General features: G+C 57.5%; 9 protein-coding genes. 2 read left to right on the top strand and 7 right to left on the bottom strand.

Going from position 1 to position 13,947, the window contains the following annotated elements:
• Nucleotides 1-109: 109 nt before the first annotated feature.
• Entirely contained in the window at nucleotides 110-1,690 is a 1,581-nt protein-coding gene (locus tag KXG62_RS24815; RefSeq protein ID WP_218094716.1) for a helix-turn-helix domain-containing protein, read from the bottom strand.
• Between the two features lie 224 nt (nucleotides 1,691-1,914).
• Between KXG62_RS24815 and KXG62_RS24820 the strand changes: the two genes are divergently transcribed.
• A complete protein-coding gene (locus KXG62_RS24820; protein ID WP_218094717.1) occupies nucleotides 1,915-2,892 on the top strand; it encodes a phosphotransferase family protein in 978 nt (325 codons plus the stop codon).
• A 155-nt stretch (nucleotides 2,893-3,047) separates the two neighbouring features.
• Here the strand turns inward: KXG62_RS24820 and KXG62_RS24825 are convergent, their stop codons facing one another.
• On the bottom strand, nucleotides 3,048-4,079 hold the full coding sequence (locus KXG62_RS24825; protein WP_246627630.1) for a YeiH family protein: 1,032 nt from the start codon (nucleotides 4,077-4,079) through the stop codon (nucleotides 3,048-3,050).
• A 148-nt stretch (nucleotides 4,080-4,227) separates the two neighbouring features.
• On the opposite strand from KXG62_RS24825, the gene KXG62_RS24830 reads away from it, so the two are divergent.
• Nucleotides 4,228-5,163: a LysR family transcriptional regulator gene (locus KXG62_RS24830; protein ID WP_218094718.1), complete on the top strand. Its 936-nt coding sequence runs from the start codon at nucleotides 4,228-4,230 to the stop codon at nucleotides 5,161-5,163.
• 261 nt (nucleotides 5,164-5,424) lie between these two features.
• Here KXG62_RS24830 and KXG62_RS24835 read toward each other — a convergent pair whose 3' ends face one another.
• From KXG62_RS24835 to KXG62_RS24855, 5 genes are read right to left on the bottom strand one after another with little or no spacing between them, the layout of a single operon-like run.
• The gene (locus KXG62_RS24835; protein WP_218094719.1) at nucleotides 5,425-8,283 is read right to left on the bottom strand and encodes a GAP1-N2 domain-containing protein; all 2,859 of its coding nucleotides are present in this window, start codon (nucleotides 8,281-8,283) and stop codon (nucleotides 5,425-5,427) included.
• Nucleotides 8,284-9,546 (bottom strand): TRAFAC clade GTPase domain-containing protein, encoded by a 1,263-nt coding sequence (locus KXG62_RS24840; protein WP_218094720.1) that lies wholly within the window; start codon nucleotides 9,544-9,546, stop codon nucleotides 8,284-8,286.
• 14 nt (nucleotides 9,547-9,560) lie between these two features.
• On the bottom strand, nucleotides 9,561-10,199 hold the full coding sequence (locus KXG62_RS24845; protein ID WP_218094721.1) for a hypothetical protein: 639 nt from the start codon (nucleotides 10,197-10,199) through the stop codon (nucleotides 9,561-9,563).
• 23 nt (nucleotides 10,200-10,222) lie between these two features.
• Nucleotides 10,223-11,518 (bottom strand): vWA domain-containing protein, encoded by a 1,296-nt coding sequence (locus KXG62_RS24850; RefSeq protein ID WP_218094722.1) that lies wholly within the window; start codon nucleotides 11,516-11,518, stop codon nucleotides 10,223-10,225.
• Nucleotides 11,505-13,910, bottom strand: a complete 2,406-nt coding sequence (locus tag KXG62_RS24855; RefSeq protein ID WP_218094723.1) for a hypothetical protein — start codon at nucleotides 13,908-13,910, stop codon at nucleotides 11,505-11,507. The genes KXG62_RS24850 and KXG62_RS24855 overlap by 14 nt, the downstream gene beginning before the upstream one ends.
• Between the last annotated feature and the right edge of the window lie 37 nt (nucleotides 13,911-13,947).

Here is a 13,947-nt window from a genome sequence, read left to right on the forward strand (position 1 = left end):
TCTCCTCGTGCCGCAAACGAAATTGATAATCATTATCATTGCCACTCATTATTTTACACAATTTATAAGACTCTGGAATAGACATTCCTATAAACGATATGGACATTTCTTAATTCTGGTAACTAAGCAGCGTTCCCACGAATTCATCGATCAAGTTTTCGTAAAACGACGCGTTGTACAGCAGAGGCTCCTCGTGCCGGATGATGATGCAGTGCTTCTGTGGCCGATGCCGCTTCAGCCGCAGCCACTCTTCCTCCAGCTTGATACAGGTATCGTCGGAAATCGCCGTAGACACGAGCAGCAAAATGTTGTCGCAATCGAGCCCGGCCACTTCTTCGAACGAAGCCGTATCGAGGAAGGTAATGCTGTGAGCCGCAAGCGGCGGCGTAATGTGCAGCTCCCCGTAGAACAGGTCGCTCATCTTGATGCGCTGCGTGCCGTATACGCGGTAAAAGGGCTCGAATACGCTGACGACGAGATACGGATCGCTGCCCAAATGGCGGCGAATATGGTACCGGGCATAGTCGAGCTTCAGCTCGAAGTAAGACAGCCATCGCTCCGCCACCGTCGGCATGCGAAGAACGGTTCCGATCTCGCGCAATCGCTCTCTCCAGGGATAACCTTTCCACTTGATCATATCCACCGTGCACAGCTGCGACAGCGTCGCATGCACCTCATCGGCAACCGGCGCCGTAAAGATGATCTCCGGACGGCAATATTCGATCCGCTTCACGTACTTATCCTTGTCCGGATCGTCATACCATTCCCGCGGCAGCTCCAGCACCGGCGTAATGCCGAGCACGGACAAGTCCCCGCGGAACACGGGGCACAGATTGGCTACCCTCGTCTTCGCGAATGCCGCATAATCGGTTGGCGTAATGCCCATATGCTTCTTGAACAGCCTGCTAAAATAAAGCGGATCGGGATATCCGACCGCTTGCGCGACCTCCGTGATCGACAGCGACGTGTTGGAAAGCAGGCGCAGCGACTCGTTCATCTTCACCATCGTCATAAATTGCAGCGGACTGAGTCCGGTATGCCGCTTGAATACTTGATAAAACCGGGCGGGGCTAGCCCCCGACAAGCGCGCGATTTCTTCGATATCCATCGGCGCTTCGCTATGCTCCAACATGTGATGCTTGATCTGAAGCACATAGTCGGTCAGGTCGACATCCTTATCCTTCGCCTTGGCGAGGTGAGCCATGAACTCCGCCGCAATCGCGTATAAATGGGAATGCACCGTATAGTAATACGACGGATCCTCTTCGGAACGGTTATTCAGCAAATCTTGCACCCAGTTGCGAACGCGGGGCATGCGGAAGCGGTGAAGACGCAGCGCGTCCGGGCGTCCGAGCCATGCCGACATCTCCGGAGGGAAAGCATCTCCTGCCCCGCTCCCCGAGACTGAACCATTGAAGCGGATCATCAGCACCTGGCATGACTGCTTGTCGCCGCTGCGCATCGTACATCGGCAATATGGAGGAATATAGAACACTTCGCCGTAAGCCGCTTTTCCAGTACGTTCCTTGCCGTCCGCTTCCAATATGACTTTCACGGAGCCTTTCATCACGAATCCGAAAGCGCATTCCGTCTCATCCGCCAGCACGACGCCGTAACGGCTATCCATCTTATATTCATGTGCATTCGAATAATGCAGGGCAAGCCCGCCGGAACGTTCCAGCGATTTCATCCTCATTCCCCACCCTTGATTGTGAAATGGCCAATATGAGCATTGTAGATGATAATGATTCTCATTGTCAATATGTTTATGTTTTGCAGCGGCTTGCTGGCAAACGACCGGGTTTATAGCACCCGTACGGAAAATTTCGTTAAAGCCAAACGATCCATCGTTTTTTAACCTCTCATGGCTTATGCTTACTGCAAAACATAACCATCTGGAAAGGATAGCTGCTATTGCAAAAAAATGATGCGCCTTCAATCGAACAAGTCAAACCAATCGCTGAGGAGTGTCTCCATACTTTCGCGATATCGGTCGAACGGGTATTGCACGGCGTTTCCACGTATGTGTACCGTCTGGAGCACAAGGATTCGGTGATGTATCTCCGCATTCTTCCTGAGAAGGACAGAAGCTTCGGAGCGGAAGTGCAGGTTCATTCCGCACTGAGGGAGCTTGGTGTATGGGTTCCGGAAGTCATGTACTATGCGCCGGGTCAGCGGATTTGGGACATGTCATTCATGATTGTCAACGAAATCGCAGGCGCGAACGTAATTGGCGACTGCCCTCCCCCAGCGTATGAGGAGATATTGTTCGAGGCGGGCAAACAGCTCGCCCTGATCCATCAAGTACAGGTTAACGGCTATAGCTGGGTTAAGAGAGACAGCGAGCTTCATCAAGGGCCGCTGCAAGGAGAACAGACCTCGCTGCATGACTACGTAAACGAAGGTCTCGAAGAAAAGTTGGCTTTATTATCACAGCATGGATTTCAGCGCGAGGAGGTGGCGGCAATTCGAAGCATTTTCCATGCCGGCATCTCTTTGATGGAATGGCATGGTTCGCGTCTAGTCCACGGCGATTTTGACGATGACCATATATTCGCGCATCAAGGGATATTCACGGGAATTATTGATTTCGGCGAGATTCAGGGAAGCAGCCCGCTGTACGATTTGGGGCATTACAAGCTGCATGACGGCCAGCATCATTCAGGCCGCAAGGGCTTTCGTTCCTTGGCCGCGGGCTATAGCGAAGTGAGCGCCTTATCGGCTGAGGATCAAACCGAAATCAGCCTTTGGGCGATATGGATCGGTGTCAGAAGGCTGGCGCGGCGGTACAAATACAATCGCCCGAACAGCGCAGGCCATTGGGGCCGTGTCCATGACTATTTGCGTCAAAAGGTGCAGTTGGAAATCCGCCTGCTTGGCGATAGGCTGTAGCTTTAGCTAGCATCTCGCAGCCGACGCACAGCGTCAAAGCCCCTGCTGCATTATGCTCTTCTTTGGACAACGTATCCTAAGCGCGCGTTCAGCAGACTCACAGAGCGGAACGCGCGCCTGGATTCGTGGAGGGATATATTTGGGGGCGCGATCCGTTACACCAGCATAAAGTACGTGATGACCGACAAGGCGATCGAGGTTATGCCCATCGCCGCCAGCGGACGAAGTGCTCTCGTCCGCACATCGCGCAGACTGACATTGAGTCCGAGCCCCGTCATCGCCATCGTGAGAAGAAACGTCGTCGCGTCGGAGACATGATTCAGCATGCCGGCCGGCAGTACAATATACCGGCCGAACACATAGCTTCCGAGCAGACTCGTCAGCAAAAATCCGCCCAAAAACCAAGGAAACTCCACTTGTGCAGCCGCGTCCGTCTTGTTTTTGCGTTTCATCCGGTACATCAGAAGGAAGCATAGCGGCACTAATAGAAACACGCGGCCGAGCTTGGCAAGCAGCCCCATGGCTAGTGCGTCTTCCCCGGCCGGCGCCGCAGCGAGCGCCACATGCGCGATTTCGTGCAGGCTGGTACCCGACCATATCCCGTATTGAGCGGGGGTCATCGGCAATAGCGGCAGCAGCACGGTGTAACCGATGGCAAACAATGTGCCAACCAGCGCAATGATGCCGACTCCGATCGCGGTATCCTCTTCCTTGGCCTTCAGGATCGGCGACACGGCCGCGATGGCGGCGGCGCCGCATATGCCGGTTCCGATGCCGAGCAGCAGCGATACGGACATCTCCGCCTTCAGCCATCTGGCCAGCAGCATCGTTAACGCGATCGAGAAAACGATCACCCCGGCGTCGCGGAGCAGCAAGTCGAAGCCCTGCTCGAACACGACGCCCATATTTAATTTCAATCCATATAAAACAATGGCGTATCGCAGCAGCTTCTTGGACGCGAATTGAATGCCGCTGCGGATAGCATCCGGATATCCGAACAGTTGCCGGTAGACGACGGCAATCAGTATCGCGCAAGCAAGCTGCCCGATATGGTCGGGACCAGGCAGCCGGGACAAGCCGTATCCGATCCAAGCGATTGCAAACGTAAAAGCGACACCGCCCGCCCACGATCCTATGGAAGATACGCCGAAGCTCCCGCCCCCTCTCCACCGCTTCTTCTCCGTCATTTGCATTGTTTTTCCTGCTGCCATACGCTCATCTCCCTCATGTCTTCTACTACAGCATAGTCCGCCTGTTGAAATAAGGGAAATAAATCATTATGATATTGATCATAAGTAAATTCATATGTATGAATCATAGAAATGGAGAGCTGCGATGGCGGATCAGCATCTGTTCGTCTTTGTTACCGTCGCCGAGATGGAAAATTTCTCGCGAGCGGCTGAACAGCTTCACATGACGCAGCCGGCGGTCAGTCAATACATCCGTATGCTGGAGCAAACAGTCGGAGCCCGCCTGCTGGACCGGAGCAACAAGTATGTCCGGCTGACCAAAGCCGGTGAAATCGTGTACCACCATGCCAAAGAGATTATCGGGTTATATACGAGAATGCAGAATTTGGTAGACGACTTGTCGAATAAAGCGAGCGGCAGCCTCGCGATCGGCGCGAGCTATACGTTCGGCGAATATGTTCTCCCGCATATCATTGCCGAGCTGAAGCGTCAATATCCCGATATTCATCCGATGATTACCATCGGCAATACGAAAGAAATCGCGGACAAGGTTAGCGGCCGCTTGCTCGATGTAGGCATTGTCGAAGGCGAAGTGAGGCTGCCGCAGCTTCGCCAGGAGCCGATCGCGGATGACGCGATGTTCATCATCACATCCCCGCGCAGCCGCTGGGCGGTGGAGAGCCAAGTCACGGTGCATGACTTGCAGAGCGAGACGTGGATCGTGCGCGAAGCCGGCTCCGGAACAAGAGAAGCGGCCGATAACCTATTCGCTGCGATCCCGATGGTTCCGCTGCATCTGCTTGAGTTCGGAAGCACGCAGCTCATCAAGGAAGCGGTGGAAGCCGGCCTCGGCATCTCCCTGCTCTCCAAATGGACGGTACGCAAAGAGCTTGCGTTACGGTCACTATGCATCGTCAACGTGCAGGGCACGCCCTATACTCGCAAATTTTCATTGATCCGGCAGGAAACGCCGTTTTATACCAAGGCGATGGAGCTGTTTTGCGAGCTGACGGTGAAGCATATGGCCGCGCTCGATCGGCGGGCAAGTCAAGGCGGCGCGCTTGCTGAATCGGATAGGTAGCGCGAGAATACCACAGACGAATTCCAGGCGGCGCTGTGGTCATGCGGGTCGACCGTCGAACGAAAGCACAAGTGCAATACAAAAAAGAGCAGGCACCCCGTTGTAGCGGAACAGGGATGCTTGCTCTTTTATTACATTCCATGGCAATTGTACAACTCTTCCATCCGGCGCGAATCGCTGATGCGGATAAGCTATCGCACGCTGCCCGGCGCTTTCGAGACGCCACAGACAGTACGGCTCCCGTACCGGATCAGACCGGAACTAATTGACCCGCGTCGTCTTGACCAGCTGCTGGCTCGATTTGCCGTCTTTGTTGACGGCCTTGACCTCGATCATATTGTCGCCCTGCTTCAGCGCGACGGATTTGCTGACGCTGCCCTGACCGGCAAGTTCGCCGTTGACGTAAATCTTCGGCTGCGGATCGTTGCGATCCGTTGCGCTCACTTTCACGGTAACGGAGCTGGCTTTCACCGACTCGGGAACATCCGTGATGGTCAGCGCGGGCGCAGGGATCGTGTACTCGATGTTTTTGCGGATCGGTTTCGACGCTTTGCCGCCGCGGTTCACCGCATACAGCTCCACAACGTTGGCTCCTTCATGCAAAGTGACCTCCGTTTCGATTTTGCCGCTGCCGGCGAGCTGGCCGTTCAAGTAGATTTGAACGGCCGGATTGCCGTTCTTGGCAGATGCGCTAACATGAACCGTCGCCGAATCGGACATCTCCGGAATCGCCGCGACCTGCAGCGCCGGAGCCGGCCCGATTCGCAGCAGCCCCAGCGAAATCGGCGTCCAGAACGCAATGCATAGAAGCACGAGCGGGATCAGCACGCTGCCGGCCAGCATCAGCTTCTTGCGGTTCCGGTAATACCATCGGGTCAGCGACCCGGACTGGCGAACCTTGATGGAATGCATAAGTGCGTTAAACGCGCCGTTATTCGTATGAAGCAGCCGTTTCATGACCGGCTTGTTTTTGACCGCCTGCTTATCCAACCGTTCGAAATAACGGTCAATCGCCGCGCGGTAATTCAGGTTGAGCTGTCCATTGCTTTCAACGAAGCGCGAATCGTCCAAGGACCACACCAAATAATCATAGACGGCTTCCTTGGCATGCTCCCCGATGAAGGACAGCATGCGAAAATAATCGTATTCGGCGTCGTATTTAGAGGCCGCGCTGAACGGCGGCGTATAGAACAGATGCGGAACGATCGGATAATATTCCGGTTCAAGCCGCTCCGCAAACAACCGCTTGGCGGATTCCTGCATCCGGTCAAGTTCGACCGGGCCCATCCCCTGCAGCAGTTGGCGCGCCTGGGACGCAGTTCCGCTGCCAAGCTCCAGCACTTTGTATAAAGCGGACCATTCATCGAGCAGCTGCCGGGCTCCGGCGTGAAGCCCGCTTCTCCATACGATGTCGACAGGATCCAGCATAAACCCGAGCGTCGCAAGCTCCTTGACGCCGGACAGCTCCATCAAGCGAAATTGCTCTAGCAAATCCGCCTGCAGCTCCCTGCTGACGATCAAGCACAAATCCGACACCGCGTCTGAGCCCTCGCGCTCCGACAGACGTTGGAGATCATGATGCAATATCGCGGCCGCTTCCAAACGTCCGGCCCGATTCGTCTTCACAAGCCGTCCAAGCTTGCTCGTCATGGCCTTGGCGAGCGTTTCCGATCCCAGCATATACTCGTCATGCTTACGCCAAAAGCCGATTTCATCAACCGCCGCCTTGATCGAATCCGCTTTGGCGATCCGGTAGGACGCATACGCTTCCGCTTCGTCCGCCGATACGCGGAACACCTCGTGAATCACCGAAGCAAACACGTCGGCATCGGTCAGCAAAGTCTCATAGATCCAGGCCGCTTGTCCGAAATCTTGTCTCGATGCGGCCGTTACCCGATGCGCGAAGCCGGCCAGACACCGCAGCAGCTGCGGCTTCGCATCGTCGCCCGCCACCTTCCCGTACTGCATCAGCGCGAGCACCAGCTCGGGCGTCGGCAGACTGCGGACCGAAGCGGCGGACTCCTTCTCCATCAGCCGAAGGAATAACTCGTTCAGGCGGCTTTGCCGGTTGATCGTGTCCGCCGACAAAAACGACAGAAGCATGGCGAGACGTCCCGCCGGGTCGCTTTCATAGAGCAACCGGTTGCCCTGCTCGATTTCGAACAGGACGGCAAGCTGCTCGTAAATGGAAGGCTTCAGGCGCTCCTTCGCATCCGTCCCGACCAGCGCCTCGTCGCAAAACTCGAACAGATCGGTCAACTGCAGCGGGTCGTTGCGGTTTTCCCATACAAAGTCCAGGTATACTTGTTCGGCACCGGACAAATCCGTATGGACGAAACGGCTGCCTGCGAAGTCGAATGACGAATTGCGGTCTTGTGTCCGCAGGCTCCCTTTCGCCACAAACATGACGTGAATCTTCTGTTTTCCTTCGGGTTCGCCGTGAACCGTCATGAAACCGAGCTGCCGCCTTATCGCGTAAGGCAGGCACGAGTAGATCAGTTCCATCAACCGGCGCGCCTCCAGCGCGTACTCCGACACATCGCAGTTCAAGACAATGTATACTTGCCGCTTGCCGCCTACCGACGACATGGCCGCGTACACGAGCTGCTGGAACCGGTCGCGATCCACGCCGAGCCTGGTCAGCAGCGCATCCCGCTCGCCGGCCGCAAACGTATGCTCGTAGGGCACTTCTTGCAGTTCAGGCAGCTCCTTGCCTCGGCTGATGTCATAGCGGTTCTGAAAGCCTCCCGCTCGCAGCAGCCGTTCCGGCTCGCGAATATACGTTTCTTTGCCCGCCTCGGGAATGACATACTGATGCGTGAAAAATGCGCTGCGCTGCCCTGTAAAATCGGCCGGAACATAGACGCTCCGCCCGATCACCAGCTCGCCGCCGTCGGCGTGGAACACGACCAACGACTCGGGATAGCGCGACGCGTCCGCTTCTCCGCGCTCCGACAGCTCCTTCGGAGGCTTGTACGCGCAATAAGGATGCAGCGTGCCCTTAATAAACCCCGGCTCCAGACCGGCGGACTTGGCGATCGTGTCAAAGCCTTCGTTGGAACGGAAGACGCCTTCCCGTTCCCTTGTAAAATAATGCTGCTGCACGGTTGTCCGGGTCATTTACGCATCTCTCCCCGGCACATAGTCCAGCTTATGCAGCAGCCAAATGAACGGCTCGTCTACGCGGATCGGCTCGATCACGCCCTCCAGCTGTTGATTGACCGGATTCCCGCCAAGCGCCGATACGGCAAAATAAGCGGTATCGGAGAAATAGACATCCATCGCGTCCTTGAAAGGCCTGTCCACCTTCTCGATAAACCGGCTGATTTCGCCGTTAATATTGTCGAACTCGGTGCGGTTCCAATAGCCCTTATGCGTCACATTGCGGAACACGTTGCTGTTCGGCCGGATATAGTCGCTCTCTTCCTCCTGCAAAAACTGCAGCATGTCGCTTTTCGTCAGCACAACCGCCGTCGGGATGTCCGTCTTGCTGCCCTGCTGGTGCGCAATAAAGTTCTCGAACAAGCTGATGACGACCTCGCGCGGCTCGTCGTACCGGTTGGCGAACTCGCCTTGCGCATCGCCGAGCTTGATACGAATCCGGTCGCGGATGCTGCGGATTTGCAGCGGGTCTACGAGGAACAAAATGCCGGATGAATTTTTAATATGCGCCGCATACATGTCCAAATAATCGCGCTCGACCATGCCTTCGCCCGCGACATCGAAAAATACGAGGTTAAGCGTCGCCTCGCTGTTGTCTTTGAAGACGAATTGAAAAATATACGGCTCCTGCAGCTCGTTCGGGTTCGTCGATTGGAGCATGGTGCCCCGTTCGAAAATCGGCTCGTGGTAATTTTGCCGGAATCTGCGGCTGATCTCCGCGCTGAGCGGCATGCAGGCCGCATTGAAATGCGAGGCGGTCTTATGCTGCAGCGTGTGGATGAGCGAGGTCATGTAGACAGACTTGCCGACTTGCGACGCGCCGACGATCGAAATAATGTTGCTCGGCACCTTGCCGGCCGAGATCGGCAGCTCGTTGTGGCAGTTCGGGCACAGCCGGCGCTTCGTCACGACGCCGTACCGGTCCGTCACGGCGACGACGATGTTGCTTGCGTAGGTGCGGTTCTCCTCCGGGATCGTGTGCAGCTCGATGACCGCCTCCATATCCGCCTCGGCCAATCGGAATTTGCGGCGCCACTCGTTCAGCTTCGCATCCTCCTGAAGCATGAAATCGTCGTCGTCCTCCCGCACATGCGCGGCGCGGAACACCACCTCATCCGGCTCAAACTTGCTGAAGCAGTGCGGGCAGACGATGCTGTAAAAGTCCGGCTTTTCTTTTTCTTGCGGCTGTTTGTCGAACATCTGCTTCAAGAAACGGAGCATTTGCGCTCTCCCCCTTACTCGGTTATCAGTTCATACAGGTCCCCATACATTCGCCCGTCCGTAAGAAACAAGCGAATGTAGCTATTGCGCCCGATCTCCGCCTCCGGCAGCACGGTCCGTCCGGCGGCAAAGTCGTGGAGGAACGGGTAGACGATCCCGTCCTCCTTATGTACGGGGTAGCCTCCTTCTTTTTTCACGTAACACAGCGCTTCCTTCGGCACGGGAACCTCGCAGTACAGCTCCATCCGCACCGTCTTGTACTTGCCGAACCAGCGGCCGCCGTAGCGGACCGCGCAGCGGATTTTGGCCCGTCCCGCGCGGGCGAAGACTAGATTGTCCTCGTCCAGCTGGCGCAGCGCCGTCCGGCGCCCGTCCAACAGCACGCACGGAAACACGCGGTAGCCCCATCGGCCGAACCGATCGAGCCGGACGCGGTAACCGGAATGCGCCTTGTATTCCTCGCGCGTGAACAGCTTCATCCGTTCCGGCTCCGGCACCTCCGGCGACGGCCCGGTCTGATCCCCGTTAAAGCCGAAAATACATACGGCATCGACGCCTTTCGGCCACTGCCAGGTCAGCAAGCAATCCGTATCCTGCAGTTGGAAGGTGAGCTTCCGTATCCGGTACGGCTCCTGAATATCGCCCCACTGCACATAAAGCCCCCCGATCTATCGCATTAGCGGAATTGTTTGCCGGTTTTCGCGCGATCGCCGCTTCTCGGCGATCGTCCGTCGGCTGCGCCTCTGCGGGCGATCCATCCGGAACCGGATGACCGCGCGGCGCGTCCAGCCGCCGAGTCACCTACGGCCACCAGCAGCGTAGAGAACGACAGCACGAGCGCGAGCGCAAGATCGGCTTCCGCCCGGTACCAGGCATGGAACGCGCCGTGCTGCAGCCCGGTTTCGAGAATGGCGCCCGCGGCAAGACCCGCGACAATGCCGCCTATAATGAAGCTTTTCGCCAAAAACCGGTTATCGAAAATAATGCCGAGCGCCAGCCCCATCAATGCGCCGATAACCGCCAGCATGCCGACGCGCATCCACCCGCGGTACGCGTCGCCGGCCGCATCGCCGTAACGCTCGCCGGCCAAGTGCCAGGCCCGGTCGCCCGTATAGATCGCGCCGAACGCTTCGACGATCCGGTCCGCCCGTTCCACGTTATAGAACGAGCCTCCGGTCGCGTTAGCGATCTGCAGCAGCAGCCGATTGCCCTGTTCGTCCGACGGATTGAAGCCGACCGTATCGACCGCGATGCCTCTCTGAACGAACGGGGAGATCACCTGATCCAGGTTCACGTCGCTGTATCCGTCCGAGATGAGAATGACGGACGCTTTGCGATCGCCGCCGCCGCTTTCGATCTGCTCGCGAGCCAGCGACAGCGCTTTGCCGATGTCGGTCTGCCCGTCGGGAGCAGGCATCGAAGCGATGCGCGCAGAAGCTTGGTCCTTGCTCGCCTGATCCTTCATGCCGATGAACGGCTGCACGACATTCGCTTGCTCGTTGAAAGCGATGACCGCCACCCGCTTCCGCTTGTCCATTCGGCTGACCAGCGACTGGGCGGCCGCGATGCTCTGCAGCTTCGGATCGGTCTGATTCATGCTGCCCGACCGGTCCATGACCAGCACGTAATCCTGCACCGGCTTCCGGCCGTCCCAATACAACGTGTATACAAACTGCAGCAGCGCTCCGGCCGCAAACAGGAGGACCACGGTGGCCGGGACGAGAAACTTCCATCCGTCCCGGGCATACCGCAGCCTCCACTCTTGCCCGTTCAACCGCGGAGCGACGATTTCCGCCAGAAGACAGCCAAGCCCGATCCAGAAGGCAAGCTGGCCGAAATAGACGCCCATCAGTATCGTTTCATGCCATTCGCCCCCCCATCGGGCCAATACCATCTCGCCTGTAACAAAGCCGGCGAACCCGCCGGCCAGGCTGAAGACGGTCAGAAGGGCGTTCCATTTACGCTCTTTCACCGTTTCCCAGCTGCCTTTCCTGCACAGCATTCAGGTCGATGCTGTGAAATTGAAATCCGCTTTCCGCATACGAATCATAATATCGTTTGCCGTGGCGGAAATACATCAAATCTTCTCCGCGGAAGCCGCCCATCAGATGAATTTTCTCCACGCTGCTCGTCCGCCCTTCATGGATGCATCCGAGCTTGCAGGTGCCGCTAGTCTGCTGCGCACCCGCCGCATACCGGATAAATTCGCTCTGCGCATGGCCCGCGTAATACTGTTCCTCGTACCGGTGACGATGCGTCGAATGATACACGTCCGCCCGAATCGCCGATTCGCTGTCGAGCGTCCGGGACATGTCGCGGAACAGATCTTCCTTGGTCAGCACGAGCGGATTGTCATACGAAGTGGTTACATTCGCGCGAGCCAACAGCTCCGCTTCGAACGATTGATGGAACAGCGAATGGGAGAACAAGTCCTTGCGCACCGTATCCGTCAGCCGCTGCAGCCATACGTCTTCCTGCTCCGCGAAGAGCAGGGAAGCGTTGCCGATTCGCGCAGGTTCGAAATAAAACAACCGATGCAGCCGGTTCTCCCATTCATTCAAAATGGTTTCGACGACATGGCCGTAATATTCGTCGATGTTGCGTCCCGCCTGCCCGCCGAAGGCGGCGGCTTCGCTGCGGCTGAGCTTGAGCCATTCCTGCTCCAGTCCGATAAAGCGTTCCACCACCGGCCGCACCTTGCGATGCAGCTCGCCCAGCTTGTCGCGGTATTGAACGAGCAGCTTCCGGTGCAGCTCAAGCAAAGCGAGCTCCCACTGCAAACCGTAGATGTGATCAAGCAGACGTCGAACCACTTCCTTCACGGAAGGCTTGCCGCTAAACCAAGCGAGCGGGGAGCTTTTGACCGGGACGATATATTCCACCTTCTCGTCCCGCGCCATCTCCAGATCAACCCGGCACTGGGTAATACGACCGACCATCTGGCGGATTCGCTCATCGAGCAGCTCCGCCAAGCTTCCGGCTTCGCCGGGCATCGTCCACCGGTACAGGGCATACAGCCCAAGAGCCGGTTCCTGAATGACCTTCTGCTCCACCAGACGCTCTAGTCTTCGCGCCGGATCGTTCTGCTCAAGCAGCGACTCCGCTGCCGCGGCGATGTTCTTCTCGAAAAACAGCCGCGCATTGTCCCCGAACAGCGCCTGTTCCGCCTGGCGGAGCGTCATCGGCCGCAAGTCCCCGAAGGACAAGTCCGCATGCATCAAACCGCGCATGCCTTCCATCGCTTTCTCCGGCTCGGGCATCATGCCGCGCGCCGCGCGCTCGGTGTCTTGCGGGTCGAGCTGCAGCAGCGGCAGCGCCTGAACGATGCCCGTCTGCGCGTTGTCCTGCAGTCGGAGCAGCACGCGCTTCTGGTAGTGATACAGCACCGATAAAGCAATCTCCGCGTTCGGACGGGTCACTTGCGCGCAGCCCGCAGACGCGTAGACGGCGCCCCGAGCGTCAGCCGGCGTGATGCTTTGCTTGAACAGCTGATGATTGTACGAGTCCAGCGCCGGACCGGATGACGAACCGGGATCTTCGGCAGGTCTGGCGTTTTTAAGCAGGCTTAAGCGGCACACAAGCTCCGCTCCGCTGCGCATGCCGCCTTCGGCGAAGATGCCCCGTTCGTCCTTGTTGCTCAGCCAGTACACGGTGTCAAACAGCGGCGACGGCGGATGGACGGCCGGCAGCCGCACCCCCTCTCCGGTTACCTGAAGACGCTGTTCGTAACGGTATGAGCGGCTTTGATATACATCCAATTCTTTCAGCAGACTAACGCCGATCGCGCTGCGGTAAGCGAAGTCCTCATTCTCCTGGCGCTCGTCCGCGAGTACGTACAGATCTGCGATGACGGAGCGGAAGCTTTCGCCGAAGACTGTTTTCATCAGCACCGTCAAGTCGGGCAGCAGCACGTGGAACGGATCGTCCAGCCGGGTGACGACGGCGATGTTCAAGCGCTGCAGGTTGTCGTAGCTCCGGCCCATGGCGCGGATGTTGTTGACCATCTTGCGCAGCGTTACGTTCAGCTCCAGCAGCTTCGCGTCATCCTCGTAAAACCGGTGTCGGATATCCGGCCGCTCGGTTCGCGGGTCTGCCCCCGCTGACAGAAGCTGCCAGCCGTACACCGGCTCTTCGGCGCCCTGCACCGATATGCCCGCGTGCAGGCAGATCGCCCCGGCCCCGTTATGCCATCTGCGCTGCAGCCAATCCGCAGCATGCCGCACGTCTTCCGCCGCCCGATCGCCTAGAAACAAAAACACGACCGGGTGGTAAATCGTGGAAAGCGCATCTTCGCCGCTGCTCCGATGCTCCAGCTCGGCGGCGTATTCACCCGCAAACACCATACATTTTTCGCGCAGGCTCATCCGCATCCCCCTTTCATTCCAACGCTAATGCATGCGT

The sequence above is a fragment of the Paenibacillus solanacearum genome (genome assembly GCF_910593845.1).
GTDB classification, from domain to species: domain Bacteria; phylum Bacillota; class Bacilli; order Paenibacillales; family NBRC-103111; genus Paenibacillus_G; species Paenibacillus_G solanacearum.